The sequence below is a fragment of the Mycobacterium colombiense genome (assembly GCF_001665835.1).
Classification (GTDB): domain Bacteria; phylum Actinomycetota; class Actinomycetes; order Mycobacteriales; family Mycobacteriaceae; genus Mycobacterium; species Mycobacterium colombiense_A.
This window is the reverse complement of record NZ_LZSX01000073.1, coordinates 379,274-404,940: the sequence shown is the minus strand read 5'-3', so window position 1 is coordinate 404,940 and position 25,667 is coordinate 379,274. Positions and strand designations below refer to the sequence as shown.

The window sequence follows — 25,667 nt, the reverse complement described above, 5'->3', positions numbered from 1 at the left end:
CGTCTCTCAGCTCGGGCTGGTTACCGAACGATCGCCGGACAAGAACCGCCGGGCCAGGTTGTTCTCGGTGGAAGGGCCCTCTTCCCAGTGCGCGATCCACGGTCCGGTGCCCTCGGACTGATCGAGGATCCCGTCCTCGAGCCAGATATAACGGTCCTCCAGGAGATTGCGGGTGAGTTGAACGTCGCTGACGTCGGTGTTGTCCCACAACCCGCGGAACAACGTCTCGACTCGCAGGGTCGCCTGCTCGCAGAACACGCCAGCCAGCTCGTAGGCCTGCCGGCCAACCACCGGATCCGCGGTGCGCTGAGCCTCTGCCCGCACGCACGCCGCGGACATCGCGAACAGTTCTGCGCCAATATCGACGATGCGCCCGAGGAATCCCTGGCGCTGCTCCAGCTTGGCCTGCCAGCGCGCCATCCCATAGAAGGTGTTGCGGGCCAGCTTGCGGCTGGAGCGTTCGATGAACCGCAGGTGTGACGCCAGTGCACCGAACTCTCGATAGGCCCGCGGTCGCTGACCTTCACCGAAAACCAACTGCGGCAACCACTTTGCGTAGAATCCGCTCGCACTGACCGCTGCGGCGGCCTTCTGCCGCAGACCGGCGTCAGCCTTGGCGAGGTCGCCGGCAGCAGCAAGGTGAGCGTCGACCGCCTCGCGGGCTATGAGCAGCCTCATGATCTCGCTGGAGCCTTCGAAGATGCGGTTGATCCGTAGGTCACGCAGCGTCTGCTCGACCGGTGCCGCTCTTTCGCCGCGGGCGGCCAGCGACTCTGCGGTCTCATAACCTCGGCCACCGCGGATCTGCATGACCTCATCGGCGATCAGGCATGCCATCTCGCTGGACCACAACTTCGCCAACGCCGCCTCGATTCGGATGTCGTTGCGTCCCTCGTCGGCCATCTGCGCGGACAGTTCGAGTACTGCGTCAAGGGCGTAATTGGTTGCGGTGATGAACGAGAGCTTGCGCGCCACCGCCTCGTGTTGGGCAAGCGGCTTACCCCACTGCACCCGCTCACCGGACCACTCGCGCGCGATCTTGAGCGCCCACTTCGACGATCCCGTCGCGCTCGCCGGAATCGACAGCCGCCCCGCGTTGAGCGTGGTCAACGCGATCTTCAGACCGTCGCCTTCTCGGCCGATCAGGTTATTGCTCGGAACGCGCACGCGGTGCAGCCGCGTCACACCATTCTCGATGCCGCGCAACCCCATGAACTTGTTGCGCCGCTCCACGGTGATGCCGGGCGAATCGGCCTCGACAACGAAAGCGCTGATGCCGCCGCGATGCCCGTCGCTCTTGGGAACCCGGGCCATGACCACCAGCAGCTCGGCGACCACGCCGTTGGTGGTCCACAATTTCACGCCATCGAGTTCGTACGCCTCGCCGTCGTCGGTCGGAGTTGCCGTGGAGGCCAACCGCGCCGGGTCGGACCCAACGTCGGGTTCAGTGAGCAGAAACGCCGAAATGGCGCCGGCCGCGCACCGCGGCAGGAACTTCCGCTTCTGTTCTTCGGTGCCCGCAAGTTTGAGCGGCTCGGGCACCCCGATGGACTGATGGGCGGACAGCAATGCGCCGAGGCTGGGGTGAACGCTCGTCACCATCATCAGGGCACGGTTGTAGGCGACTTGCGACATGTTCAGGCCGCCGTACTCCGACGGTATCTTCATGCCGAAGCACCCGAGGTCAGCCAGACCCTTCACAAACTCGTCGGGAATTTGCGCATCGCGCTCGATGACGCTGCCTTCGACGGTCTGGAGAAATTGTCGTAACTCATCCAAGAATGCCCGGGTGCGCGCCTCGGCACTGTCAGAGGGTTTGGGAAATGGGTGTATCAGCTCCAGGGGAAATCGACCCAGAAACAGCTCCTGGGCGAAAGAAGGCTTATCCCAGCCGGTTTCGCGTGACTCTTCGGCAAGAGCCCGTGCCTGCTCCTCGGTGACTTGCGCTTGCTGAGCCATCGCAGCCTCCTCGCTCAACGACTGACGTCAGGTCGAGTACCCCCGCGCGGCGCTCGCCAAGCCGGCAGCTGCACACGTGTCGAGGTCCGTCCTCGCAGGCCACGCATCAGCGCGGGAGGGCGGCGTCAGGGTCAGGCGTCGAGCTCCCGGGCCACGGCCTTGACCACCTCGGAAACCCGGCGGGCGGTCTTGCGGTCCGGGTAGCGGCCTTTGCGCAACTCGGGCTGCACGGTGCTTTCCAGCAGGGTGATCATGTCCTCGACCATGCCGTGCAGCTCGTCGGGGTTGTGCTTGTGCTCGGCGGGCGCCTCGCGACGCGCCTTGGTCAGGCTGGGCGGCGGCTCAATCAGCTTGAGGCTCAACGCTTGCGGCCCGCGCCGCCCGGAGGCGATGCCGAACTCCACACGCTGGCCCGCCTTGAGGCCCTCGACCCCGGCGGGCAACGCCGACGACCGGACGTACACGTCTTCGCCGTCCTCTTGCGACAGGAAGCCGAAGCCCTTGTCAGCGTCGTACCACTTAACCTTGCCCGTCGGCACTGGTCTCACCTGCTTGTCTAACGAATCAGTAGAAATAGGCAACACAATAAGCGTCCCGCCTGCGCAGGACGCCGTATTAGGAGTCTGATCCTACTCGGATGCCCGGGTAACCAGCACCCCCGTTATCGGGTACTCGGTACGCTTGGTGGTACCCGCGGAGGAGATATGCGCCTGATCCTGAACGTCATCTGGTTAGTCTTCGGCGGCCTCTGGATGGCCGTCGGATACTTGGCTGCGGCGCTCATCAGCTTCTTGCTGATCATCACCATTCCGTTCGGATTCGCCTCGCTGCGCATCGCCTCCTATGCGCTGTGGCCGTTCGGCCGCACCATCGTGGACAAGCCGACCGCGGGGTCGGGCGCCCTGATCGGAAACGTTATCTGGGTAGTGCTGTTCGGTGTGTGGCTGGCGATCGGTCATCTTGTCAGCGCGGCGGCGATGGCGCTCACGATCGTCGGCATTCCGCTGGCGCTGGCCAACCTCAAACTGATTCCGGTGTCGTTGATGCCGCTGGGCAAGGAGATCGTTCCCGTCAGCTCGCCGACTCACGACGTGCCGGCGGTGGCCGCATGACCCTGACGACACTGGGCGTCCCGACGGTCCCGAGCCGCGACGGCGGCCCGGCCGTACCCGCGGACGCACCGACCACCGGCCCGCTGGTGGATACCCATGGGCGAGTCGCCACCGATCTGCGGGTGTCGCTGACCGACCGCTGCAACCTGCGATGCAGTTATTGCATGCCGGCGGAGGGCCTGAACTGGCTGCCGGGAGAGCAACTACTCAGCGCCGACGAGCTGGCCAGGCTGATGCGCATCGCGGTCACCCGGCTCGGGGTGACCAGCGTGCGGTTCACCGGCGGCGAGCCCTTGCTGGCGCGCCACCTCGAAGAGGTGGTCGCCTCGGCCGCCGGTCTGCAGCCGCGACCCGAGATCTCGCTGACCACCAACGGCATCGGGCTGGCTCGGCGGGCCGCCGGGCTGGTCCGGGCGGGCCTGGACCGGGTCAACATCTCGCTGGACAGCGTGGACCGGCAGCATTTCGCGACCATCACCCGTCGCGACCGGCTCGACGATGTGCTGGCGGGCTTGGCCGCCGCCAAGGAAGCCGGCCTGACGCCGGTGAAGGTGAACGCGGTGCTCGACCCCGCCACCGGATGCGAGGACGTGGTGGAGCTGCTGCGGTTCTGCCTCAACCTCGGCTATCAATTGCGCGTCATCGAGCAGATGCCGCTGGATGCCGGGCACCAATGGCGCCGCGACGCCGCGTTGAGCGCCGACGACGTGCTGGCCGCGCTACGCCCACACTTTCGGCTGCGGCCGGACCCGGCGCCGCGTGGATCGGCGCCGGCTGAGCTCTGGCTGGTCGACACCGGCCCAGGCACACCGAGCGGAAAGTTCGGCGTCATCGCGTCGGTCTCGCACGCCTTCTGCTCGACGTGTGACCGCACCCGGCTGACGGCCGACGGCCAGATCCGCAGCTGCCTATTCGCCGAACAGGAGACCGACCTGCGCGGCCTGCTGCGCAGCGGCGCGCCCGACGACGCGATCGAGGCGGCGTGGCGAACTGCCATGTGGGGCAAGCCCGCCGGTCACGGCATCAACGACCCGAACTTCATCCAGCCCGATCGCCCGATGAGCGCGATCGGTGGCTAGTCCCACGGGACAGACCCCTGTCCAAGCCAACGGTGTCCAGGTGACGGTGCGCTACTTCGCGGCCGCCCGCGCGGCGGCGGGTGTCGAGTCGGAGACGGTGGTGCTGCGCCCCGGCACCACGGTCGGCGAGCTGGTCGAGCGGCTCGCCGTTCGAGGGTCTCGCCTGGCCACCGTGTTGACCCGGTGCTCGTACCTGCGCGACGGGATCGCCGTCCGTGACGAGACCGCGGCGTTGCAAACCGGTGACACGATTGATGTTCTGCCGCCCTTTTCTGGCGGCTGAAACTGTGAGTTATCTCACGTAACGGATTCATAACGGCGCGGTCACGCTCCGATATCGCCCATATTGACCTGCGCAAACACTAAGTGTTCCTGCGGTTTTCGCGGATGGCCGAGAGGGAAACGCCGGGTTTCGCAAGACGTGACGGGACCAACAGAAACCGTTACCGTCTCCGAAGGCTCGCCAGCCATCCCGATTGGCGGACCTCCCCTCCCTATCGCGCCGAGCTCCATCCAATAGGCGGGGGCCACCGAACTACATGGATGGAGACGGGGGACCCACCGGTCCACCGTGATCGATTGGGGCCGCTCGCGGCCCCTAGGGGTGAAGCCGGCGTCGTCTCGCATGACGACCACGCCGGCCGGGTGGCCTCTCCAACCCGAACCCGACAGCTGACCTCGCAGGCGCGTGACGAGAGAGGAATAGACCGGCGCGTATGAGTGGACGTCACCGTAAGCCCAGCAGTTCAAACATCAGCGTCGCCAAGATCGCCTTCACCGGTGCGGTTCTTGGAGGCGGCAGCATCGCCCTTGCCGGCCAGGCGGCCGCGGCCACCGACGGCGAATGGGATCAGGTAGCCCGTTGCGAATCCGGTGGTAACTGGGCCATCAACACCGGCAACGGTTACCACGGCGGCGTGCAGTTCAGCTCGAGCACCTGGGCCTCGCACGGCGGTGGCCAATACGCGCCGTCGGCCGAACTAGCCACCAAAGAACAGCAGATCGCCGTCGCCGAACGGGTGCTCGCCAGCCAGGGCCGTGGCGCCTGGCCCGTCTGCGGTGGCCCGCTGTCGGGTCCCAGCCAGCGCGACGTGCCCTTGCCGGCCGGCCTGGACGCCCCCGGCATCAACGGCGCCCCGGCGCCGCTGGCCCCGCCCGCGGACGCGCCCCCCCCCCCCCCCCCGCCCCCCCCCCCGCCCCCCGCCCCCGTGCAACTGGCCTCGTTCGGCCGGCCGGCACCGCCGGACGCTCCTCCGCCACCCCCGGCGGATCTGCCGCCCGCGCCCGCCGTGGACCTGCCGCCCGCGCCCCCGGCGGATCTGCCGCCCGCGCCCGCCGTGGACCTGCCGCCCGCGCCCCCGGCGGACCTGCCGCCGGCACCGCCGGCCGATGTCCCGCCTCCGGCCGACGCGATGCCGCCCGCACCCCCAGCGGACGCACCGCCCGTGGTGGACACGGACTTCCACGGTTTCGTACCGGCCGGCATGCCGCAGCATGTTTCCGAGGCCGGCTACACCCAGCAACTCTGGGACGCCATCCGGGCCCAGGACGTTCAGGGCAACGACGCGCTGGACGCTCTCGCTCAGCCGTCGCCTAACGCCTGACCCGCCGCACTCCCCGCACGCCCCGAAAACCCTCCTGTTCGGGGCGTGTCGGGCACGGCGCACCAATCCGGCAGCGGACGTAAGGCCGACGTGACTACGGCGTCAGGCCGAGCCCACCCACTCCTCGGTGCCGTCGGCGAAGAATTGGTGCTTCCACACCGGTAGCCGCGCCTTGATGGTGTCCACCAGGTGCGCACACGTGGCGAACGCCGCCTGCCGGTGATCGGCGGCGACGGCCGCCACAAGCGCCGCATCTCCGATGCGCAGCGCGCCGACCCGGTGACTGGCGGCGACGGCACGCACGCCGCTGGATTGCTCGGCCACATCGGCCACCACTTCGGCGATGACCTGCTCGGCCGACGGGTGCGCCGAATACTCCAGTCGCACCACCCGCCGTCCGCCGTCGTGGTCGCGGATCATGCCGACGAACCCGACGATGGCCCCGGCCGACTGGTGGCCCACCAACTCTTCGTGCTCGGCCAGTGAAATCGGGTGCTCGGTCATCGCGGCGCGCACAACGAGCGTCATCGCTGGTGGTCTTTACCGGCGAGCTGGTCGAGCGCGTGGTCGAGCACACCGGCGAGCACGCCGAGCCCGTCGCGCACCCCTCCGGGCGACCCTGGCAGGTTGACGATCAGGGTCTGGCCGGCCACACCGCACACCCCGCGCGACAGCACCGACGTCGGCACCTTGGGCAGGCCCGACTGGCGGATCGCTTCCGCAAGCCCCGGAACCATGTAGTCGACGACGGCCACGGTCTGGTCCGGTGTGCTGTCGCTGGGCGAGATGCCGGTGCCACCGGAGGTGATGATGACGTCGACCTCGGCGTCGATCGCGGTGCGCAGCGCGTCGCCGACCGGCGGCCCGTCTGCGACCACCTCCGGCTGCACGTCTGAAAAGCCCCGCTCCGCCAGCCATTCGGCGATGATCGGACCGCAGCGGTCGTCGTACACACCCGACGACGCGCGGGTCGAGGCGATGATGATGCGGGCTGAACGGGAACTCATGGGCGCGCCCACCTTCCGGTTTTGCCGCCTTCCTTGCGCAGCACTCGAATGTCGTCGATTCGTGCGGCCGGGTCTACCGCCTTGATCATGTCGTAGAGCGTCAGGCCCGCGACGCTGACGGCCGTCAGCGCTTCCATCTCCACCCCCGTGCGGTCGGTGCTTCGCACGGTTGCGATGATCTCGATCTCAGACTCGCCCACGGTGAAGTCGATGTCGACCCCCGTGAGTGCAAGTTGATGACAAAGCGGGATGAGGTCGCTGGTGTGCTTCGCGGCCTGAATGCCGGCTATCCGCGCGGTGGCCAGCGCATCGCCCTTGGGCAGGCCGCCGGTCGAGATCAGCCCCACCACGTGCGCCGACGTGCGCAGGACGCCGGCGGCGACCGCGGTGCGCTTGGTGGCTACCTTCTCGCTGACGTCGACCATGTGGGCCGCCCCGTGATCGTCCAGGTGTGACAGGGCGCCCGAGCCGGAGTCTGCCGAAGCCCGGCTCGACGAGGCTTCGGAGGCCGCAGAGGCCCTAGCCATCTGGCGGCCTACCGATTGACGACGGTGACCGGGTGCAAGTAGGGCAGATCGGTGGAGGGCAGCGGGAACGCCAGCTCGCCGAAGGGGGACAGCGCACCCGTGCGATCGGTCACGAGTTCACTGACCGCATGGTCGTCGGGGTCCGTCGTCGGCCAGCCGTTGTCGACATACTTGGTCTTGCGGGCTTTGCCCTCAGCAGTGTCAGCCACGAGGTCCATTCTTACAGGTGGCCCGACGGCATGCGGCGCAAGACCGGGGTTCGGCGACGCGCGGCGCGCGCCGCCGATGCCCGCCGCCCCGGCGAGGCGATCACTCATCGAGCTCTGCTCGGTACCCGCAGCCTGCTTTACGCTGGTCAGCAATGACCGACAACACCCCGGATATACCGCTGGGGTCTTGGCTGGCCGAGTTATCCGATGAGCGGCTGATCCGACTGTTGGAATTGCGGCCGGACCTCGCCCAGCCCCCACCCGGCAGCATCGCCGCACTGGCCGCGCGCGCCCAGGCCCGCCAGTCGATCAAGGCCGGCACCGACGACCTCGACTTCCTGCGCCTGGCCGTTCTCGACGCGCTGCTGGTGCTGCAGGCCGACGCGGAGCCGGTGCCGACCGCGAAGCTGCTGGCGCTGATCGATGACCGCGCCCCCGAAACCGACGTCCTCGACGCCGTGGACGACCTCCGGCGACGCGCCCTGGTCTGGGGCGACGCCGCGCTGCGGGTGGCCGCCGACGCCGCGACGGGAATGCCCTGGCACCCGGGCCAGGTCATCCTCGAGGACACCTCGCGCGGCGCCGACGAGATCGCCGGCCTGATCGACGACCTCAACCAGGCGCAGCTCGACGTGTTGGAGAAACTTCTCGAGGGCTCCCCGATGGGCCGCACCCGCGACGCCGCGCCCGGCGCGCCCGCCGACCGGCCGGTGCCCCAGCTGCTGGCCATGGGGCTGCTGCGGCGCATCGACGCCGAGACGGTGATCCTGCCCCGCCACGTCGGGCAGGTGCTGCGCGGCGAGCAGCCCGGCCCCATGCAGCTGACCGCGCCCGACCCGGTGGTGTCGACGACCACGGCCGACGACGCCGACGCGGTGGCCGCCGGGGCCGTCATCGACTTGCTGCACGAGGTCGACGTCCTACTTGAAACTCTCTCCACCGCACCGGTTTCCGAGCTGCGCAGCGGCGGGCTGGGCATTCGCGACGTCAAGCGGCTGAGCAAGGTGACCGGCATCGAGGAGCCGCGGCTGGGATTGATCCTCGAAGTCGCGGCCGCGGCCGGATTGATCGCCAGCGGCATGCCCGACCCCGAGCCGGTCACCGGCGAGGCGCCGTACTGGGCGCCGACCATCGCCACCGACCGGTACGCCGCGATGTCGGCGGCCGAGCGCTGGCAGCTGTTGGCGAGCAGTTGGCTCGACCTTCCTGGTCGGCCGGCGCTGATCGGCACCCGCGGACCCGACGCCAAGCCCTACGGCGCCCTCACCGACGGGCTGTACTCCACCGCCGCACCGCTGGATCGCCGGCTGTTGCTCGGCATGCTGTCCGAGCTGTCCCCCGGCGCCGGCGTCAGCCCGGCGGCAGCCTCCGCGGCGCTGATCTGGCGGCGTCCGCGCTGGGCGAAGCGGTTGCAGCCCGGACCCGTCGCGGACCTGCTCGCCGAGAGCAACGCCCTGGGCCTGGTGGGCCGCGGGGCGATCAGCACGCCCGGTCGGGCGCTGCTGGACGACGACGGGGATCCGCAGGTCGCGATCGAGGCGATGAACCGGGCCCTGCCCAAGCCGGTCGACCACTTCCTGGTGCAGGCGGACCTGACCGTGGTCGTGCCCGGGCCGTTGGAACGCGACCTGGCCGAGCAACTCGCCGTCGTTGCCACCGTCGAATCGGCCGGCACCGCGATGGTGTACCGCGTCAGCGAGCAGTCGATCCGGCATGCCCTCGATGTCGGCAAGACCCGCGACTGGATGCATTCCCTGTTCGCCAACCATTCCAAAACCCCGGTGCCCCAAGGGCTTACCTATCTCATCGACGATGTCGCACGCCGACATGGCCAGCTGCGGATCGGCATGGCCGCGTCGTTCGTGCGCTGCGAGGACCCCGCGCTGCTGGCGCAGGCCGTGGCCGCGCCGGCGACCGACCAGGTGCAGTTGCGGGCGCTGGCGCCGACGGTCGCGGTATCGCCGGCGCCCATCGGCGAGGTGCTCGTCGCGTTGCGTGCCGCGGGCTTCGCTCCCGCGGCCGAGGATTCCTCCGGCTCCATCGTCGACGTGCGTCCGCGCGGCGCCCGGGTGGCCGCACCCCAGCAGCGCCGGCCGTACCGCCCGGTCCGGCGCCCGAACAGCGAAAGCCTCAACGCGGTGGTCGCGGTGCTGCGCAAGGTGACCGCCGCACCGTTCGGCAATATCCGCGTCGATCCCGCCGTCACCATGACCCAGCTGCAGCGCGCGGCCAAGGAACAAGACACCCTGGTGATCGGTTATCTGGATGCGGCGGGCGTGGCCACCCAGCGGGTGGTGTCGCCCATCACCATCAAGGGCGGTCAGCTGGTCGCCTTCGACTCCGCGTCCGGGCGGCTGCGTGACTTCGCCATCCACCGCATCACGTCGGTCGTGTCGGCCACCGCCGGATAATGGTGGGCATGCCCGCCGATGTGAACGCAGATGAGGAGGAGTGGCGCTGACGATGTCTGACGGACCGTTGATCGTGCAGTCGGATAAGACGGTGCTGCTCGAGGTGGACCACGAGCAGGCCGGCGCGGCGCGCGCCGCCATCGCGCCGTTCGCCGAGCTGGAGCGCGCACCCGAGCATGTGCACACGTACCGCATCACTCCGCTGGCGCTGTGGAACGCCCGCGCCGCCGGCCATGATGCCGAGCAGGTGGTCGACGCGCTGGTGAGCTTCTCGCGCTACGCGGTGCCGCAACCGCTGCTGGTCGACATCGTGGACACCATGGCTCGCTACGGCCGCCTGCAACTGGTGAAGAACCCCGCGCACGGCCTGACGTTGGTGAGCCTGGATCGCGCGGTACTCGAAGAGGTGTTACGCAACAAGAAGATCGCCCCCATGCTCGGCGCCCGCATCGACGACGACACCGTCATCGTCCACCCCAGCGAGCGCGGCCGCGTCAAGCAGATGCTGCTCAAAATCGGCTGGCCCGCAGAGGATCTCGCGGGCTACGTCGACGGCGAAGCGCATCCGATCAGCCTTGCTCAGGACGGCTGGCACCTGCGCGACTATCAGCAGATGGCCACCGATTCGTTCTGGTCCGGCGGCTCCGGGGTGGTGGTGCTTCCGTGCGGCGCCGGTAAGACGTTGGTGGGAGCGGCCGCCATGGCGAAAGCCGGTGCGACGACGCTGATTCTGGTCACCAACATCGTCGCGGCGCGGCAATGGAAGCGCGAGCTGATCGCGCGCACGTCGCTCACCGAGGACGAGATCGGCGAATACTCCGGCGAACGCAAGGAGATCCGGCCGGTCACCATTTCGACGTATCAGATGATCACCCGGCGCACCAAGGGCGAGTACCGGCACCTGGAGCTCTTCGACAGCCGGGACTGGGGGCTGATCATCTACGACGAGGTCCATCTGTTGCCGGCGCCGGTGTTCCGGATGACCGCCGACCTGCAGTCCAAGCGGCGCCTGGGCCTGACCGCCACCCTGGTCCGCGAGGACGGCCGCGAGGGCGACGTGTTCTCGCTGATCGGCCCGAAACGCTATGACGCGCCGTGGAAGGACATCGAGGCGCAGGGCTGGATCGCACCGGCCGAATGCGTCGAGGTGCGGGTCACCATGACGGACAACGAGCGGATGCTCTACGCCACCTCCGAGCCCGAAGAGCGGTACAAGCTCTGCTCGACGGTGCACACCAAAATCGCTGTGGTCAAATCGATCCTGGCGAAGCATCCCGGCGAGCAGACCCTGGTGATCGGCGCCTACCTCGATCAGCTCGACGAGCTCGGTGCCGAGCTGAACGCCCCGGTGATCCAGGGGTCCACTCGGACCAAGGAACGCGAAGAGCTGTTCGACGCGTTCCGGCGCGGCGAGTTGTCCACCCTGGTGGTGTCCAAGGTCGCGAACTTCTCCATTGACCTGCCGGAAGCCTCTGTGGCTGTGCAGGTTTCGGGGACGTTCGGCTCACGCCAGGAGGAAGCGCAACGGCTGGGCCGGCTGCTGCGACCCAAGTCCGACGGTGGGGGCGCCATCTTCTATTCCGTGGTGGCGCGCGACAGCCTGGACGCCGAGTACGCCGCGCACCGGCAGCGCTTCCTGGCCGAGCAGGGCTACGGCTACATCATCCGCGACGCGGACGACCTCCTGGGGCCGGCGATTTAGGTCGTGGCCGGCAACCGCTCAGCGTGCCGGCCGCGATGCGCTGTGATCAACGAATTCTATTCCGGCTCTTGACCTCTCTTCGAGACCGCCAACCCGCCAAGGGTAACGAGAGCAGCGCCGACTCCACCGACGTAGGCCTTGGCCATATCGCGGCCCGACACGCCAGGGCATTCCGACAGCGAAGCTAGCCACGCGACGGCGTCATCGCGTTCGTCGTTGTGGTACACCCGAAGCGGGCTTGGCATCCACTCGCCGATGGCGCGGCTGGTTGCCCGAATCCAGCCGATATCGCTCACGACAGCACACCCGTCGAGCAACCGCAGATAGCCCGTTCCGAGTCGCGCGTCCGCCCATAGCGCTCCTCCCGTAATGCGCTGGAATCCAGGGCCGAATTCGTATAGCAGGCGCAGTCGATTCCCTGTGCGCCGTGCCTTTTCGACCATCGGCGCGAAGATCCGCTGGTAATCCGCTGCCGTCACAGTCCCGGTGGTTTCGAGCGCATGAATGCCCGCAGGCATGTCCGTAAGTTCCCTCAGCACAGCGACTCCTCCTCGGCGCCGACGGGCGACAACGTTCCCGGTCACTCCGACACCCTAATTAATACCCCAGTGCAACTATTTCATAGTGCTATAGTAATCCCATCCATCACCGAGGAGGTGGGCACACGAAGATCGCCGTTGTCGGCGCCGGCATCGCCGGCCCCACGCTTGCGTACTGGCTGTCACGGTATGGCCACGAGCCCACCCTGATCGAGAAGGCGGCGCGTCTTCGCACCGGCGGCTATGCCGTGGACTTTTGGGGCGGCGGGTATGCCGTTGCCGAACGCATGGGACTTACCGCCGAATTGCATGCCGCCGGATACGCGGTCCAAGAGGTCCGGATCGTGGACCGGAATTCGCGGAAGGTGGGCGGCTTCTCGGCCGAATTGTTCCGGCAGAACCTCGATGGCCGGTTCGTGACCGTGCCCCGCGGCGATTTGGCGGCCATGATCTTTCGCGCCATCGACAACCATGTCGAAACTCTGTTCGGTGAAAGCGTTTCGGCCATCGAGCAACACGACTCGGGCGTGCAGGTCACCCTCGAGCGCGGCGGGTCACGACAATTCGACCTGTTGGTTGGTGCAGGTGGTATCCATTCGCCTGTGCGGAATTTGACATTCGGCCCGCAACCCCGCTGGGAGGCAGATCTCGGCTACCGAGTCGCGGCGTTCGAGGCCGAGGGTTATCAACCGCGTGATGAACTCGTCTACGTCGTGCACGCCATGCCCGGGCGCATGATCGGACGGTTCACGATGCGCGGCGAGAAGACGATGTTTCTTTTCGTTTTCACCCGTGATCGCATGGGCGGCCCCGATCCGCAGGATGTGTCACAGACCAAGACGACCCTGCATGAAGTTTTCGGCGACGCGGGCTGGGAATGCCCAGAGATCTTGCGCAAACTCGACGGGACCTCCGATGTGTACTTCGATCGCGTCAGCCAAATCGTCATGGACCACTGGTCGGATGGGCGTGTAGCGCTCATCGGTGACGCGGCGGCAGCGGTCTCGCTGCTGGCGGGTGAGGGAACGGGTCTCGCGATGGTGCAGGCCTACATACTGGCCGGCGAACTCAATCGCGCAGGATCCAATCACCAGGATGCGTTTCGCCGCTATGAGCGGCAGCTGCGTCCGATCGTTGAGGCCAGGCAGCGATCAGCACGGGCGTTCGCCACGATGTTCGCGCCGAGGACGGCGCTGGGCGTATGGACCCGCAACCAGGCGTCGAAACTGCTGAACGTTCCGCGGCTGGCCGACTGGGCCATTCGCAGCGAATTCCGCGACGACATCGCCTTACCCGAATATGCCCTATAGCCGGGTGATTGGACCTGAGAAGTGTTTGGGCTCAGGCGGTTAGCGCGACAGGATGGTCGCCGAGGCGGTGCCGGGCGCGCCGTAAACCTGGGCCAGCCCGACGCGCGGGTTGCCGGGTACCTGACGCTCCCCCGCCTCGCCGCGCAACTGCCGCACCAGTTCGTGCATTTGCCGCAGCCCCGACGCGCCGATCGGCTCGCCGTTGGCGATCAGCCCGCCGTCGGTGTTGACCGGCATCGAGCCGTGGATCTCGGTGGCGCCGTCGGCCAGCAGCTTCTCCTGCTCGCCGTCCGCGCACAGGCCGGTCTCGGCCATGTGGATCACCTCGGCGCCGGCGTCGGTGTCCTGCAGCTGCGCGACGTCGACGTCCTCCGGGCCGATGCCGGCAGCCTCGTAGGCGGCCTTGGCGGCATACACCGTCGGTGACGCGTCCTCGTCCAGCGGCGCCGAGGTGGCGTGCACCTCGTAGGCGCCGAAGCGCCGGGTGCGAATCTCGCAGGCGCGCACGTAGACCGGCTTGTCGGTGAACTTCTCGGCGATATCCGCGCGACACATGATGACCGCGGCGGCCCCCTCGTCGGGCGCGCAGAACATGTACTGCGTCAACGGGTAGTTCAGCGCGGGCGAGTTGAGGATCTCCTCGACGGAGATCTCCTTGCGCCGGAAGGCATTTGGGTTCAGTGCACCGTTGCGGAAGTTCTTGTTGGCCACCCGCGCCAGTGTTTCCTGCGAGATGTTGTGGTCGTGGATGTACTTGTTGGCCTTCATCCCGAAGAACTTGGTGGTGACGAACTGGCCGTTGTTGGCGTACCACTGGGGCAGCGCCAGCTTGGCGGGGTCGTCGGTGAAGGCGCCGCGCGGGTGCTTGTCGAGCCCGATCGCGATGCCGATGTCGTACTTGCCCAGCCGGATGGTGTCGGCGGTCTGCTGAATGGCGCTGGCCGCGGTGGCGCAGGCGTTGAACACGTTGGTGAACGTGATGCCGGTCAGCCCGACTAGACGGGTCACCGCGTCGGGATTGGAGACTTCGTAACTGCCGCCGAAGCCGAACTGGATGTCCTTCCAGTCCACGCCGGCGTCCTTGAGCGCGAGCTGGACGGCCTCGGCGCCCATCTGCATCGCGGTCTTGTCGAACCGGCCGAACGGGTGCAGACCCACGCCGATGATGGCGACGTCGTTGGTCATCTCAAATCCTCCTGGTTAGACGGTGGCGACCCGCTTCGCCCGGCTCCGCCGCGCTCACGATCGCCACTCAGACCGGCTGGAAAGCGAAGGTGATGATTTCGGCGCCCTCGTCGTCGGTCGCGAACGGCACCATGGTGAGTTCGACTTCCTGGCCGAACTGCAGCTTGGCCGGGTCGTTCTCGGTCAACCGGCCTTCGACGCGGATGACGTCACCGAGCTGGACCAACCCCACGCCGAACGGCACGAAGTCCTTGCCGGTCGGGCCAGCATAGGGAGCTCCGGGCGGGAAGCCCTGGGTGGTCCACGCCACCAGCGTTCCGCGCCGGGGCAACAGCACATCGGACATCTCGGCGGCGCTGCATCGCGGGCACCACTGCTGGACCGGGAAGGTGGTGGCCGCACAGCTGCCGCATCGGCTGCCGATCAGCTGCGGGCTCTCATCGGGCCAGGTAGAGATCTCGGGGGCTAGTGCCTTCTGCATCGAGGGATCCTCCAGGATTGTCCACAATCCGCCAACAGAATATTGCTCACTGAACCGTATAACAGCTTTCCGAAAAGTGGAAACCACATTCTCATCCACGGGAGGAAGGCCAGGCCATCGGCTGCCCGGGGCGCGGCGATAAGTTGGGCCCATGACGGTCACGGTGATACTCGAGCTCAGATTCAAGCCGGACGAGGTCGCTGCCGGGCGCGAACTGATGGGCCGGGCGCTGCAGGACACCCGGGCGTTCGACGGCAATGTCCGCACCGACGTCCTCGTCGATGAGGACGACGAAGCGCACTGGCTCATCTACGAGTTGTGGGAGACAGTCGAAAACGACGAGGCCTACCGCGCGTTTCGCGCCGGCGAGGGCAAGCTGACACAGCTTCCTCCGCTGCTGGCTGCGCCGCCGGTCAAGACCAGGTACACCACCAGCGACATTTAGCTCAGCGCGGGAATCACTTCGCGTTCGAACAGCTCGATGCCGGAGCGGTCGTAGGCGGCCTCGGGGAAGTAGCAGATCGCGTATTCGCACCCGAGGTCGCGGACCTTGGTGATCCGCTCGATGACTTGTTCCGTTGTGCCCGTTGCGCCCTCCGAGCCGCCGGAGAGCATGGCATCGGCCGCCGCCTCGGGGACGTAGCGGGACATGCGGTCGCGTATCCGCTGCCGCCGGTCTTTGACGTCGGCCTCGGAGGTGCCGATGATTGCGCTGAAGTTGGCCGAGCGCACGATGGCGTCGAAGTCGGTGCCCGCCTCACGACAGTGCTCCGCCAACACATCCGATTTGTGTTTGAAGGCCTCGAGCTCCGGCGTGAAGTTGGTGTATTGCGCGTACTGCGCGGCTATCCTCAACGTCACCTTCTCGCCACCACCGGCGATCCATAGCGGAATCCCGTTGTCTTGCAACGGTTTCGGCTCAACGATCGCGCCGTCGACCTGATAATGCTTGCCGTCCAAGCTGACCTTGCCATCGCGCCACGCATCGCGCATGATCTGCACGCCTTCGTCCAGACGTCCCAATCGCACACCTGCCGAGGGGAATCCGTAACCGTAAGCGCGCCATTCATGTTCGTACCAGCCGCCGCCGATGCCCATCTGGATGCGGCCACCGGAGATGATGTCGGCCGTCGCGGCCACCTTGGCGAGGTAGACGGGGTTGCGGTAGCTCATCGCCGTGCACATCTGGCCGAGTTTGATCCGCGACGTAGTGGCGGCGTAGGCCGCCATCAGCGACCACGCCTCATGCGTGGCCTCGCCGGTCGGCATCGGCACGGTGTGGAAGTGGTCGTAGACCCACAGCGAGTCCCACGCACCGTTGTCGGCGTAGGTGGCCAGGTCGCGCATCACCGTCCAGTGTTTTTCGGGTTCGATGTCAACCAGATCCATCCGCCAGCCCTGCGGAATGAAGAGTCCAAAGCGCATACCGGGACTGTAGCCCGCACGGGCTCACAGCAGATCGATAAGCCGCGCCCAGCCGTCGCTGACGCCCGGGCCGTACACATAACGCATGACAACCATCGGGCACCCCACCAATCTCGCCGGCGCTCGCCGTCGGCACGTCCACACCGCACCAGCGCTCTTCGCCGGCGCAGCCGCCATCGCGACCCTCGTCCTCTTCAGCGCCGCACCGCGGGCTGCAAGCGGCCCCGTCGTCGCCGCGGGACCGTCGGCCACCGCCCCCTTGCCCACGGACGACACAAATTTCGTCAACGACAACGGGCAGACCTCCGGCGACACCTTCACTCAGAATGCCCAAGACCAAAGCACCGCAAGCGGTGCAGGCACCTCCTGACGCGCCTCACGCACCCAGCGCATCGAGCGCGGCCGCAACCGACTTCTCGCGTAGCTCCTCGTGGGACGCATCGGGGAACTGCACGCAGCAGTCCTGCAAGCCGCCGAACGCGACCACCGCCCGAGTCGACTGCGCCAGCGTCGGCTTCTTACCGAAGACCAACCTGGCCAGCCGCTCACGCCACGCCAGCACGGTGTCGATGAGGTCGAGGTCGATCAGCGTGGACAGCTCGGTCAATAGCAGCACCAGATCCCGCCGGTGCCGGTAGTGGAAGTCGAAGTAACCCTCCAACAGCTCGCGCACATCGTTGTGGCGGCGGCCCTCGTGGTCGGCGACGAACCGTTCGCCCTCGTCGATCAGCGGCACCAGGATGCTGCGCACCAGCTCTTCACGTGACGGAAAGTGGTAGTACAGCGCGGGTTTGGTGATGCCCAGCTCATTTGCGATGTCCTGCAGGCTGGTGCGCTGCACGCCGCGCTGCAAGAACAGCTCGCGGGCGACCTCCTGGATGCGCTCACGGGTGTCCGACCGGGGCCTGCTCACCCCGCCAGCTTATCTGACTTACCGATAGGTAAGCGGGATGCTAAGCTTACCGAACGTTAAGTAAGTGCGGGAGGTGCTCATGCGGATCCTCATCTCTGGCGCCAGTATCGCCGGCCCGGTCCTGGCGTACTGGCTGACCCGGTACGGCTTCGACGTCACCGTTGTGGAGCGCGCGCCGACGCTGCGCAAAACCGGCGGCCACGCCGTCGACTTGTTCCGCCCCGCAATGAAAATCTCGGCGAAGATGGGGGTGCTGCCGCGCATCGAGGCGCGGGCCACCGGGACGGACCGGCTGATCCTGTACCGGGAAGGCCGGCCGAAAGCCATCGATGTCGACCTCACCAAGATCTACGCCGCCACCTCCGATTCGCACGTGGAGATCATGCGCGACGACCTGAGCGAGATCTACTACGACGCCGCCCGTGACGACGTCGAGTACGTGTTCGGCGACTCGATCACCGCGATCGAACACGACGGCACCGTGACATTCGAGCATTCGGCGGCGCGCACCTTCGACGTCATCGTGGGTGCCGACGGGTTGCACTCCCATGTTCGGCGCCTGACCTTCGGCGAGGAGGCCGAGCTGACGCGCTTCCTCGGGGGATACCTCTCGGTGGTGTCGGCGCCCAAGACGCTGGTCGAGTCCGGCCAGATGGTCGGCCACGTCGGTGTCGGCCGCTTCGCCGGGATTTATACCGCCGATCACCTGGACGACGCGCGCGCGGTGTTCATGTTCCGCAGCAAAACGGAATTGGACTACGGCCATCGCGATGCGTTGCGGCAGAAGGAATTACTGCGCGACGCGTTCGCCGGGATGCACGACCAGGTGGACAGCTGGCTGGACGAACTGCTGCGCACGCCCACCTTCTACTTCGACTCGATCACCCAACTGCGCACCGACCGGTGGTCGCGCCGTCGGGTCACCCTGGTCGGCGACGCCGGATACTGCCCGGGCCCGGCGGTGGGTGGCAGCACCAGCCTCGCCGTCCTCGGCGCCTACGTGCTGGCGGGCGAACTCGCCGAGGCGGACGGCGACCACTTGCGCGCCTTCGCCGCCTACGAACTGAAGATGCACGACCCGGTGCATCGCAGCCGGACATTTGCCCGCGGTGCCGCCAAAGGCATCATCCCCGGTTCACGAATTGGAGTGTGGGCGTTAACCCGTGGAGCCCAGCTGATCTCGGCGATGCCAGGGTCGCTGTCCCGGTCCGTGGCGAAGCTCAACACCAAGGGCATCCGGATGCACGATTCGATGCCGGTTCCCGAATACACCGGAAGCGACGTCTGACAGCATGTCCTGTAGAGCCGCGGCCCCGAGCAGCCGCGCGCCACGAAGGGAAGGCCACACATGGAACTGACCGGTGTTGGAATCTGGAGTAGTCAACTGCGCTACGGCGACCCGGCCGAATCCGCCGATGCCGCAGCCGAACTCGACGAACTAGGCTTCCCGGCGCTGTGGATACCCGACGTCGGCGGCCCGGTGTTCGACGCGGTGGGTCATCTGCTCGGCGCGACCAGGCGGACCGTGATCGCCACGGGAATCCTGAACCTGTGGATGCATTCGCCCGCCGATGTCGCCGAATCCTATGCGACGCTGACCGGCGAGCACGGCGACCGCTTCCTGCTCGGAATCGGTGTCAGCCACGCCCCGCTGATCGATGCCGGCCAACCCGGGCGATACCGCAAACCGCTGGCGGCGACGGCGTCATTTCTGGACGGCTTGGACGCCGCGCCGCGGCCGGTTCCCACCGACCGCCGGGTGCTTGCCGCACTCGGCCCCAAGATGCTGACGCTGTCCGCGACCCGCGCCGCCGGCGCCCACCCGTACCTCGTCACCCCCGAGCACACCGCTTCCGCCCGTTCGACTTTGGGCCGGGGCCCGTTGCTGCTTCCCGAACAGACCGTGATCCTGACGGACAGCGCCGACGAGGCCCGCCAGATCGGAACCGATTGGCTGCGTGCGTATTTGGCGCTGCCAACTATGCCAACAACCTGCTGCGCAGCGGCTTCTCCCAAGACGACCTGTCGCAGGTCAGCGATCGGCTCTTCAACGCGATCATCGCGTGGGGTAACGAAGAGGCCGTGATGCGCCGCGTCGCCGAGCATCGGTCCGCGGGCGCCGACCATGTCTGCGTCCAGGTGCTGCGGACCGATCCCCGGGCCTTCCCCCGGGAGGAATGGCGCCGCATCGCCGCCGCCTCCAGATGACCGGCCCGACGGGCCTAGGGTGAACTATGGCTTCCAAACGAACGCTGTTTCGGATCTTCTACCGCATCGGTTTCACCCCGTGGGATGGTCATCCGCTCGCGCAGAGCGTGCGGGATCTGGTCGAGGGAACGCGCGACGCCGCGGCCCTGCCCGTCGGGTCGGCCCTGGAAATCGGCTGCGGTACCGGTGACTGCTCCATCTACCTCGCCCAACACGGCTGGAACGTCACAGCGGTCGACTTCGTGGCCAAGCCTCTCGAGCGGGCGCGTGCCAAGGCACGCACGGCGGGCGCCGCGGTCGAGTTCGTCCAGGCCGACGTCACGCAGCTGAGCCGGACCGGCATCGGCGCGAACTTCGAGCTGATCGTCGACAACGGGTGCCTGCACAACATGAGCGACGCGGATCGAGACGCCTACGTCCGGGAGATCAGCGCCGTCGCGGCACCGGACGCGCGGCTGTTGATCGTTGCGTTCATCCCCGGCGGCCGGGTCGGGGTGCGCGGCATCGACCACGCCGAGATGGAACGGCGATTCACCCAGAGCTGGACGCTGTTGTCGGCCGGGGCCGAACGCGAGCTGGACCGCGCCGAGAAGACCCCGGCGCGGTACTACCTGTTCCAAAGGCGCCGTTAGCCTTTCGCGACCCCAACACGCCAAAGCCCCCGAAACCTCGTTGTTTCGGGGGCTTTGCGCTCGTGTGTGGTTACGTCAACGATGCCGGCGGCAGGAAACGATCGCCGTACTTGGCGGCCAGTTCCTTGGCCCGGGCCACGAAGGCTTCCTTGCCGACACCGTGCGCACCTTCGTAGCCGACGATGAATTGCGCGCTACCACCGGTGTACGGCGGGAAGCCGATGCCCATGATCGAGCCGATGTTGGCGTCGGCGGTCGACGTCAGCACGCCCTCGTCGAGGCACTTCTGCGTCTCCAGCGCCTCGGCGAACAGCATGCGATCGATCATGTCCTGCAACGGAATTTCCGCGCTGCCGGACTTGAACGTCTCGCGCAGGCCCGGCCACAGCCGCGTCCGCTTGCCGTCGACGTACTCGTAGAAGCCCGCGCCCTTCAGCCGCGACGGGCGTTCGAGCTCGATCATCTTCTCGACGACGGCCTCGGCCGGGTGCGGCTCGTAGGTGCCGCCCGCGTCCTCGACGCCCTTGCGGGTGGCCGACGCGATCTTGTGCATCAGTTCCAGGTTGAGCTCGTCGGACAGCTGCAGCGGCGGGGCCGGGTAGCCGGCCTGCGACCCGGCGTGCTCGACGCTCGCCGGCTCCACGCCCTCGCCCAGCATGGCCAGCGCCTCGTTGACGAACGTGCCGATGACGCGGCTGGTGAAGAAGCCGCGGCTGTCGTTGACCACGATCGGGGTCTTGCCGATGGCCAGGGTGTAGTCGAACACGCGGGCCAGTGCCTCGTCAGAGGTCTTCTCGCCCTTGATGATTTCCACCAGCGGCATCTTGTCGACCGGCGAGAAGAAGTGGATCCCGATGAAGTCCTCTTGGCGCTTCACGCCGGTCGCCAGACCGGTGATCGGCAGCGTCGAGGTGTTGGACCCGAGCAGCGCGTTGGGCTCGACGACGTCCTCGATCTCCTGGAACACCTTGTGCTTGAGTTCCTGGTTCTCGAACACGGCCTCGATCACGAAGTCGACGCCCTTGAGGTCGGCCGGGTCGGCGGCCGGCGTAATCCGGTCCAGCAGCGCCTTGCTCTTCTCCTCGGTGGTCTTGCCACGCTGAAGCGCTTTGGCCTCAAGCTTTTCCGAGTAGCCCTTGCCCTTCTGGGCGGCCTCGAGGCTGACGTCCTTGAGCACCACTTCGTACCCGGCCTTGGCCGACACGTAGGCGATACCGGCGCCCATCATGCCCGCGCCCAGCACACCGATCTTGTTGATCTTGACCGGCTCGATGCCGTCTGGGCGGGAACCACCGCCGTTGATGTGCTGCAGGTCGAAGAAGAACGCCTGGATCATGTTCTTGGCGACCTGGCCGGTGACCAGTTGGGTGAAGTAGCGGCTCTCAATGCGGCTGGCGGTGTCGAAGTCCACCTGCGCGCCCTCGACGGCCGCGTCCAGGATGGCCCGCGGCGCCGGCATCGGCGCGCCCTTGAGCTGCTTCTTGAGCAGCGCCGGGAACGACGGCAGGATGCCGGCCAGCGCTGGGCTGGCCGGGGTGCCGCCGGGCATCTTGTAACCCTTTTTGTCCCAAGGCTGGGTGTAAGCGTCGGGGTTGTCCTTGGCCTCTTTTATCCAGGCCTTTGCGCTCGGCACCAATTCGTCCACCGAGCCGACGAGCTCGTCGACCAGGCCGATCTCCTTGGCCTTGTCCGGCTTGAAGCGGGTGCCCTGCGACAGGATGTTCATGAACGCGTTCTGGATGCCGAACATCCGCACGGTGCGGGTCACCCCGCCGCCGCCGGGCAGCAGGCCCAGCGTGACCTCGGGCAGGCCGACGACCAGACCCTTGACGTCCGCGGCGATGCGGTGGTGACAGGCCAGCGCGATCTCCAGGCCACCGCCCAGCGCGGCGCCGTTGATGGCCGCGACCACCGGCTTGCCCAGGGTCTCCAGCGCGCGCAGATCACGCTTGACCGACTCGACGGTGTCGAACGCCTCTCCGGCGTTCTCCGGGCCGAGGTTGATCATGCCCTTCAGGTCACCGCCGGCGAAGAAGGTCTTCTTCGCGCTGGTGATGACCACGCCGGTGATCGAATCCTTCTCGGCGGCAAGGCGTCCCACAGCGTTGTGCATCGACTCGCTGTAGTGCTCGTTCATCACGTTGGCCGACCCGGTGGGGTCGTCCAGGGTCAGGGTGACGATGCCGTCGGCGTCCTTATCCCACTGAATGGTGTTCTCTGCCATGGTCTTAAACCCTCTCGATGATGGTGGCGACACCCATGCCGCCGCCGATGCACAGCGTGATCAGGGCGCGACGCGCGTTGCGGCGCTCGAGCTCGTCGACCATGGTGCCGGTGATCATGGCGCCGGTGGCGCCCAGCGGGTGGCCCATCGCGATGGCGCCACCGTTGACGTTGAGCTTCTCGTCCGGGATGTTGAGGTCGTTCTGGAACTTCAGCACCACCGACGCGAACGCCTCGTTGAGCTCGAACAGATCGATGTCGTCGATCGTCATGCCCGCGCGGTCGAGCACCTTGCGGGTGGCCGGGGTCGGGCCGGTGAGCATGATGACCGGGTCGGAGCCGCTGGTGGCGGTGGCCACGATGCGCGCCCGCGGGGTCAGCCCCTGCGACTTGCCCGCGGCTTCCGAACCGACCAGCACCAGCGCGGCGCCGTCGACGATGCCGGAGCTGTTGCCGCCGGTGTGGACGTGGTTGATCTTCTCGACGTAGTGGTACTTGGTCAGCGCCACGTCGTCGAAGCCGCCCATCTCGCCGATGCCGTCGAACGCGGTCTTCAGCTTGCCCAGGCCCTCCAGGGTGGTGTCGGGCCGCATGTGCTCGTCGTGGTCGAGGATGACCAGGCCGTTCTGGTCGCGCACCGGCACCACCGACTTGGCGAAGTAGCCGCCCGACCACGCCGCGGCCGCCTTCTCCTGCGAGCGCAGCGCGTAGCGGTCGACGTCCTCGCGGGAGAAGCCCTCGATGGTCGCGATCAGGTCGGCGCCGATGCCCTGGGGCACGAAGCCGATCCGGTAGTTGGTCTCGGGGTCGGTCGCCCAGGCGCCGCCGTCGGAGCCCATCGGGACGCGGCTCATCGACTCGACACCGCCGGCCAGCACCAGGTCGTCCCAGCCGGAGCGCACCTTCTGCGCGGCGGTGTTGACGGCCTCCAGGCCGGAGGCGCAGAACCGGTTGAGCTGCACGCCGCCGGTGGTCTCGGGCAGGCCGGCGGCCAGCACCGCGGTGCGGGCGATGTCGCCGCCCTGGTCACCGACCGGGGACACGACGCCCAGGATCATGTCGCTGATCAGGTTCTCATCCAGGTCGGGGAAACGCCGGCGGAGCTCGTCAACCAGGCCCACGACCAGGTTGAGCGGCTTCACCTCGTTCAGCGAACCGTTGCGCTGCTTGCCCCGCGGGGTGCGGATGGCCTCATAGATAAAAGCTTCTTCGGACATACGACTTCCTGTTCTCCGAATTGGGTTCGAATCCGTCTTCAAGACTAGGTCCCGCGCCAGCCTAACAGGGGCCCCGGCCAACCTGTTGGTTGGGCAAGACCGCGCAGCTCAGGGGCACCTTGTGACGGACACCACGCGCTCGCTTTGGCGGGTGGCCGCCCGCCCCGGGAAACGTGAAACTACTTTCACGCTCGGCGACGAACGTGCACCTGACTTCACATTGGGGCTCGGCGAGACGTCGGGCGCCGCCGTGGCACGCCCCGCCTAAGCTCAACCACCATGACGGTGTCGCGACTGCGCCCCTACGCGACGACGGTGTTCGCCGAGATGTCGGCGCTGGCCGCGCGGATCGGAGCGGTGAACCTCGGCCAGGGGTTCCCCGACGAGGACGGGCCCCCGGCCATGCTGAACGCCGCCCAGGAGGCCATCGCCGACGGCGTCAACCAATACCCGCCGGGCATCGGCATCGCGCCGCTGCGCCAGGCCATCGCCGCCCAGCGGCAGCGCCGCTACGGCATCGCATACGACCCCGACACCGAGGTGCTGGTGACGGTCGGCGCGACCGAGGCCATCGCCTCGGCGGTGATCGGCCTCATCGAGCCCGGCTCCGAGGTCCTGCTCATCGAACCGTTCTACGACTCCTACTCGCCGGTGGTGGCGATGGCCTCCGCCCAGCGGGTGGCGGTGCCGCTGGTCCCCCACGGCCGCGGCTTCGCCCTGGACGCCGATGCGCTGCGCCGGGCGGTGACGCCACGGACCCGGGCGCTGATCGTCAACTCCCCGCACAATCCGACGGGCACGGTGCTGAGTGCCGAGGAGCTGGCGGCCATCGCCGGGGTCGCGATCGAAGCCGACCTGCTGGTGATCACCGATGAGGTCTACGAGCATCTGGTGTTCGACGGGCGGCGACATGTGCCGCTGGCCGGCTTCGCCGGCATGGCCGAGCGGACGGTCACCATCTCCAGCGCGGCCAAGATGTTCAACTGCACCGGCTGGAAGATCGGATGGGCTTGCGGCCCAACACAACTCATTGCGGGGATGCGCGCGGCCAAGCAGTATCTGAGCTACGTCGGCGGTGCGCCGTTCCAGCCGGCGGTGGCCCTGGCGCTGGAGACCGAGGACGCGTGGGTGGCCGGCCTGCGCGCGACTTTGCAGGCCAGACGTGACCGGCTGGCCGCCGGGCTGATCGACGTCGGGTTCGAGGTGCACGACAGCGCCGGCACGTACTTCCTGTGCGCCGATCCGCGTCCGCTGGGCTACGACGACAGCAGTGCGTTCTGCGCGCAGCTGCCGGAAAAGGTTGGCGTGGCCGCGATCCCGATGTCGGCGTTCTGCGACCCGGCCACCACGCACGGCCCGGCCGACGTGTGGAATCACTTGGTGCGCTTCACCTTCTGCAAGCGCGACGACACCCTCGACGAGGCGATCAAGCGACTGGCTGCGCTGAAGAACGCATCAGCCGGCTAACCGACGGCACCCATCACGCGCTTGCGCAGGCCCTCCAGCGCGGCGTACAGGACCTTGTTGCCGGCCGAGCGCACCCAGAACCCGGGCAGCGGCGCCCGGAGCTCGATCGTGAGGCTGAATCGCACCCGGGTCTTGTCGTCGCCCTCACGCGCCAGGTTGTATTCGCCATGCTGCGCGTGCTGCTGCGCGGTCTTCTGCGCGTCCCAGACCATCCAGTCGGGGCCCCAGTGGTATTCGACCATTTCGGTATCCGCGATGCCGCTCACCCTGATCGTCATCTTCACGTGGTGTGGCAGGCCGTCGGGATACCTGTCCACGACTTCGACCCGCTTGTGCAATGGTGACCACGAGGGGACGGCGTCCATGTCGGCCAGCGCCTCCATGATCACTCCCGGGGGCGCCTCAATGACAATCTCAGACGATGCGCGTATGGCCACCAGCTACCAAATTTAGCAAT

Annotated in this window: 26 protein-coding genes, 1 pseudogene and 1 riboswitch; of the genes and pseudogenes, 13 read left to right on the top strand and 14 right to left on the bottom strand. The window is 67.4% G+C overall.

Annotated features, from left to right (window positions below; all coding sequences use genetic code 11):
• Positions 1-6: 6 nt before the first annotated feature.
• Both A5760_RS16945 and A5760_RS16940 read right to left on the bottom strand, forming a co-directional pair.
• The gene (locus A5760_RS16945) at positions 7-1,959 is read right to left on the bottom strand and encodes an acyl-CoA dehydrogenase family protein (RefSeq protein ID WP_064882725.1); all 1,953 of its coding nucleotides are present in this window, start codon (positions 1,957-1,959) and stop codon (positions 7-9) included.
• Positions 1,960-2,090: 131 nt separating this feature from the next.
• Positions 2,091-2,498 carry a cold-shock protein gene (locus tag A5760_RS16940; protein WP_064882723.1) on the bottom strand — a complete coding sequence of 136 codons (408 nt, stop codon included), beginning with the start codon at positions 2,496-2,498 and terminating at the stop codon, positions 2,091-2,093.
• A 165-nt stretch (positions 2,499-2,663) separates the two neighbouring features.
• Here A5760_RS16940 and A5760_RS16935 point away from each other — a divergent pair, with 165 nt between their 5' ends.
• The 4 genes from A5760_RS16935 (at position 2,664) to A5760_RS16920 (ending at position 5,754) form a co-directional block, all read left to right on the top strand.
• The gene (locus A5760_RS16935) at positions 2,664-3,071 is read left to right on the top strand and encodes a YccF domain-containing protein (protein WP_064882721.1); all 408 of its coding nucleotides are present in this window, start codon (positions 2,664-2,666) and stop codon (positions 3,069-3,071) included.
• On the top strand, positions 3,068-4,150 hold the full coding sequence (moaA, locus tag A5760_RS16930) for a GTP 3',8-cyclase MoaA (protein ID WP_064882720.1): 1,083 nt from the start codon (positions 3,068-3,070) through the stop codon (positions 4,148-4,150). Before A5760_RS16935 ends, moaA begins: the two co-directional genes overlap by 4 nt.
• Complete coding sequence (locus A5760_RS16925) at positions 4,143-4,433, top strand: MoaD/ThiS family protein (RefSeq protein WP_064882718.1); 291 nt, start codon at positions 4,143-4,145, stop codon at positions 4,431-4,433. Before moaA ends, A5760_RS16925 begins: the two co-directional genes overlap by 8 nt.
• Before the next feature lie 207 nt (positions 4,434-4,640).
• Positions 4,641-4,853: riboswitch (cyclic di-AMP (ydaO/yuaA leader) on the top strand.
• A gap of 13 nt (positions 4,854-4,866) precedes the next feature.
• A complete protein-coding gene (locus tag A5760_RS16920; protein ID WP_064882716.1) occupies positions 4,867-5,754 on the top strand; it encodes a transglycosylase family protein in 888 nt (295 codons plus the stop codon).
• A gap of 102 nt (positions 5,755-5,856) precedes the next feature.
• Here the strand turns inward: A5760_RS16920 and A5760_RS16915 are convergent, their stop codons facing one another.
• The 4 genes from A5760_RS16915 to A5760_RS16900 are packed head-to-tail and all read right to left on the bottom strand — an operon-like array spanning position 5,857 to position 7,497.
• Positions 5,857-6,282 carry a molybdenum cofactor biosynthesis protein MoaE gene (locus A5760_RS16915; RefSeq protein ID WP_064882714.1) on the bottom strand — a complete coding sequence of 142 codons (426 nt, stop codon included), beginning with the start codon at positions 6,280-6,282 and terminating at the stop codon, positions 5,857-5,859.
• A complete protein-coding gene (locus A5760_RS16910; RefSeq protein ID WP_064882846.1) occupies positions 6,279-6,761 on the bottom strand; it encodes a MogA/MoaB family molybdenum cofactor biosynthesis protein in 483 nt (160 codons plus the stop codon). The genes A5760_RS16915 and A5760_RS16910 overlap by 4 nt, the downstream gene beginning before the upstream one ends.
• On the bottom strand, positions 6,758-7,288 hold the full coding sequence (moaC, locus tag A5760_RS16905) for a cyclic pyranopterin monophosphate synthase MoaC (RefSeq protein ID WP_082279497.1): 531 nt from the start codon (positions 7,286-7,288) through the stop codon (positions 6,758-6,760). Before moaC ends, A5760_RS16910 begins: the two co-directional genes overlap by 4 nt.
• Positions 7,289-7,296: 8 nt before the next feature.
• Positions 7,297-7,497, bottom strand: coding sequence for a hypothetical protein (locus A5760_RS16900; protein ID WP_196772105.1), 201 nt, complete (start codon positions 7,495-7,497; stop codon positions 7,297-7,299).
• Positions 7,498-7,649: 152 nt separating this feature from the next.
• Here A5760_RS16900 and A5760_RS16895 point away from each other — a divergent pair, with 152 nt between their 5' ends.
• Positions 7,650-9,908, top strand: coding sequence for a helicase-associated domain-containing protein (locus tag A5760_RS16895; protein ID WP_064882700.1), 2,259 nt, complete (start codon positions 7,650-7,652; stop codon positions 9,906-9,908).
• A 52-nt stretch (positions 9,909-9,960) separates the two neighbouring features.
• Positions 9,961-11,610: a DNA repair helicase XPB gene (locus A5760_RS16890; protein WP_064882843.1), complete on the top strand. Its 1,650-nt coding sequence runs from the start codon at positions 9,961-9,963 to the stop codon at positions 11,608-11,610.
• Positions 11,611-11,666: 56 nt separating this feature from the next.
• Here A5760_RS16890 and A5760_RS16885 read toward each other — a convergent pair whose 3' ends face one another.
• Complete coding sequence (locus tag A5760_RS16885) at positions 11,667-12,149, bottom strand: STAS/SEC14 domain-containing protein (protein WP_064882698.1); 483 nt, start codon at positions 12,147-12,149, stop codon at positions 11,667-11,669.
• 101 nt (positions 12,150-12,250) lie between these two features.
• Here A5760_RS16885 and A5760_RS16880 point away from each other — a divergent pair, with 101 nt between their 5' ends.
• Complete coding sequence (locus A5760_RS16880; RefSeq protein ID WP_064882695.1) at positions 12,251-13,459, top strand: FAD-binding domain; 1,209 nt, start codon at positions 12,251-12,253, stop codon at positions 13,457-13,459.
• A 39-nt stretch (positions 13,460-13,498) separates the two neighbouring features.
• On the opposite strand, the gene A5760_RS16875 is transcribed toward A5760_RS16880, so the two are convergent.
• Both A5760_RS16875 and A5760_RS16870 read right to left on the bottom strand, forming a co-directional pair.
• On the bottom strand, positions 13,499-14,644 hold the full coding sequence (locus A5760_RS16875; protein WP_064882693.1) for a thiolase family protein: 1,146 nt from the start codon (positions 14,642-14,644) through the stop codon (positions 13,499-13,501).
• A gap of 67 nt (positions 14,645-14,711) precedes the next feature.
• Positions 14,712-15,125, bottom strand: coding sequence for a Zn-ribbon domain-containing OB-fold protein (locus A5760_RS16870; RefSeq protein ID WP_044488751.1), 414 nt, complete (start codon positions 15,123-15,125; stop codon positions 14,712-14,714).
• Between the two features lie 151 nt (positions 15,126-15,276).
• Here A5760_RS16870 and A5760_RS16865 point away from each other — a divergent pair, with 151 nt between their 5' ends.
• A complete protein-coding gene (locus tag A5760_RS16865; protein WP_064882691.1) occupies positions 15,277-15,570 on the top strand; it encodes a putative quinol monooxygenase in 294 nt (97 codons plus the stop codon).
• Here A5760_RS16865 and A5760_RS16860 read toward each other — a convergent pair.
• Complete coding sequence (locus A5760_RS16860) at positions 15,567-16,550, bottom strand: LLM class F420-dependent oxidoreductase (RefSeq protein WP_064882689.1); 984 nt, start codon at positions 16,548-16,550, stop codon at positions 15,567-15,569. The two genes, A5760_RS16865 and A5760_RS16860, sit on opposite strands and share 4 nt — an antisense overlap.
• 85 nt (positions 16,551-16,635) lie before the next feature.
• On the opposite strand from A5760_RS16860, the gene A5760_RS16855 reads away from it, so the two are divergent.
• Complete coding sequence (locus A5760_RS16855) at positions 16,636-16,920, top strand: hypothetical protein (protein ID WP_064882687.1); 285 nt, start codon at positions 16,636-16,638, stop codon at positions 16,918-16,920.
• A 6-nt stretch (positions 16,921-16,926) separates the two neighbouring features.
• On the opposite strand, the gene A5760_RS16850 is transcribed toward A5760_RS16855, so the two are convergent.
• Positions 16,927-17,463, bottom strand: coding sequence for a TetR/AcrR family transcriptional regulator (locus tag A5760_RS16850; RefSeq protein ID WP_064882685.1), 537 nt, complete (start codon positions 17,461-17,463; stop codon positions 16,927-16,929).
• A 79-nt stretch (positions 17,464-17,542) separates the two neighbouring features.
• Between A5760_RS16850 and A5760_RS16845 the strand changes: the two genes are divergently transcribed.
• The 3 genes and pseudogenes from A5760_RS16845 (at position 17,543) to A5760_RS16835 (ending at position 20,303) form a co-directional block, all read left to right on the top strand.
• Positions 17,543-18,751: an FAD-dependent monooxygenase gene (locus A5760_RS16845; protein ID WP_064882841.1), complete on the top strand. Its 1,209-nt coding sequence runs from the start codon at positions 17,543-17,545 to the stop codon at positions 18,749-18,751.
• A 60-nt stretch (positions 18,752-18,811) separates the two neighbouring features.
• A pseudogene (locus tag A5760_RS16840) lies at positions 18,812-19,671 on the top strand (LLM class F420-dependent oxidoreductase).
• 26 nt (positions 19,672-19,697) lie between these two features.
• Entirely contained in the window at positions 19,698-20,303 is a 606-nt protein-coding gene (locus A5760_RS16835) for a class I SAM-dependent methyltransferase (protein ID WP_064882683.1), read from the top strand.
• A 70-nt stretch (positions 20,304-20,373) separates the two neighbouring features.
• Here the strand turns inward: A5760_RS16835 and A5760_RS16830 are convergent, their stop codons facing one another.
• Both A5760_RS16830 and A5760_RS16825 read right to left on the bottom strand, forming a co-directional pair.
• Complete coding sequence (locus A5760_RS16830) at positions 20,374-22,527, bottom strand: 3-hydroxyacyl-CoA dehydrogenase NAD-binding domain-containing protein (protein WP_064882682.1); 2,154 nt, start codon at positions 22,525-22,527, stop codon at positions 20,374-20,376.
• A 4-nt stretch (positions 22,528-22,531) separates the two neighbouring features.
• Entirely contained in the window at positions 22,532-23,743 is a 1,212-nt protein-coding gene (locus tag A5760_RS16825) for an acetyl-CoA C-acetyltransferase (RefSeq protein WP_064882680.1), read from the bottom strand.
• A 279-nt stretch (positions 23,744-24,022) separates the two neighbouring features.
• On the opposite strand from A5760_RS16825, the gene A5760_RS16820 reads away from it, so the two are divergent.
• On the top strand, positions 24,023-25,210 hold the full coding sequence (locus A5760_RS16820) for a pyridoxal phosphate-dependent aminotransferase (RefSeq protein ID WP_064882677.1): 1,188 nt from the start codon (positions 24,023-24,025) through the stop codon (positions 25,208-25,210).
• On the opposite strand, the gene A5760_RS16815 is transcribed toward A5760_RS16820, so the two are convergent.
• The gene (locus A5760_RS16815) at positions 25,207-25,647 is read right to left on the bottom strand and encodes an SRPBCC family protein (protein ID WP_064882676.1); all 441 of its coding nucleotides are present in this window, start codon (positions 25,645-25,647) and stop codon (positions 25,207-25,209) included. The genes A5760_RS16820 and A5760_RS16815 overlap by 4 nt on opposite strands.
• Positions 25,648-25,667 lie beyond the last annotated feature (20 nt).

What these genes read in the sequence shown, in the direction of transcription:
- A5760_RS16945 (WP_064882725.1), bottom strand. Translation starts at nt 1,959, where the DNA reads ATGGCTCAGCAAGCGCAAGTCACCGAGGAGCAGGCACGGGCTCTTGCC.
- moaA (WP_064882720.1), top strand. Translation starts at nt 3,068, where the DNA reads ATGACCCTGACGACACTGGGCGTCCCGACGGTCCCGAGCCGCGACGGC.
- A5760_RS16865 (WP_064882691.1), top strand. Translation starts at nt 15,277, where the DNA reads ATGACGGTCACGGTGATACTCGAGCTCAGATTCAAGCCGGACGAGGTC.
- A5760_RS16935 (WP_064882721.1), top strand. Translation starts at nt 2,664, where the DNA reads ATGCGCCTGATCCTGAACGTCATCTGGTTAGTCTTCGGCGGCCTCTGG.
- A5760_RS16835 (WP_064882683.1), top strand. Translation starts at nt 19,698, where the DNA reads ATGGCTTCCAAACGAACGCTGTTTCGGATCTTCTACCGCATCGGTTTC.
- A5760_RS16910 (WP_064882846.1), bottom strand. Translation starts at nt 6,761, where the DNA reads ATGAGTTCCCGTTCAGCCCGCATCATCATCGCCTCGACCCGCGCGTCG.
- A5760_RS16875 (WP_064882693.1), bottom strand. Translation starts at nt 14,644, where the DNA reads ATGACCAACGACGTCGCCATCATCGGCGTGGGTCTGCACCCGTTCGGC.
- A5760_RS16870 (WP_044488751.1), bottom strand. Translation starts at nt 15,125, where the DNA reads ATGCAGAAGGCACTAGCCCCCGAGATCTCTACCTGGCCCGATGAGAGC.
- A5760_RS16825 (WP_064882680.1), bottom strand. Translation starts at nt 23,743, where the DNA reads ATGTCCGAAGAAGCTTTTATCTATGAGGCCATCCGCACCCCGCGGGGC.
- A5760_RS16845 (WP_064882841.1), top strand. Translation starts at nt 17,543, where the DNA reads ATGCGGATCCTCATCTCTGGCGCCAGTATCGCCGGCCCGGTCCTGGCG.
- A5760_RS16830 (WP_064882682.1), bottom strand. Translation starts at nt 22,527, where the DNA reads ATGGCAGAGAACACCATTCAGTGGGATAAGGACGCCGACGGCATCGTC.
- A5760_RS16890 (WP_064882843.1), top strand. Translation starts at nt 9,961, where the DNA reads ATGTCTGACGGACCGTTGATCGTGCAGTCGGATAAGACGGTGCTGCTC.
- A5760_RS16920 (WP_064882716.1), top strand. Translation starts at nt 4,867, where the DNA reads ATGAGTGGACGTCACCGTAAGCCCAGCAGTTCAAACATCAGCGTCGCC.
- A5760_RS16860 (WP_064882689.1), bottom strand. Translation starts at nt 16,550, where the DNA reads ATGCGCTTTGGACTCTTCATTCCGCAGGGCTGGCGGATGGATCTGGTT.
- A5760_RS16895 (WP_064882700.1), top strand. Translation starts at nt 7,650, where the DNA reads ATGACCGACAACACCCCGGATATACCGCTGGGGTCTTGGCTGGCCGAG.
- A5760_RS16855 (WP_064882687.1), top strand. Translation starts at nt 16,636, where the DNA reads ATGACAACCATCGGGCACCCCACCAATCTCGCCGGCGCTCGCCGTCGG.
- A5760_RS16915 (WP_064882714.1), bottom strand. Translation starts at nt 6,282, where the DNA reads ATGACGCTCGTTGTGCGCGCCGCGATGACCGAGCACCCGATTTCACTG.
- moaC (WP_082279497.1), bottom strand. Translation starts at nt 7,288, where the DNA reads ATGGCTAGGGCCTCTGCGGCCTCCGAAGCCTCGTCGAGCCGGGCTTCG.
- A5760_RS16820 (WP_064882677.1), top strand. Translation starts at nt 24,023, where the DNA reads ATGACGGTGTCGCGACTGCGCCCCTACGCGACGACGGTGTTCGCCGAG.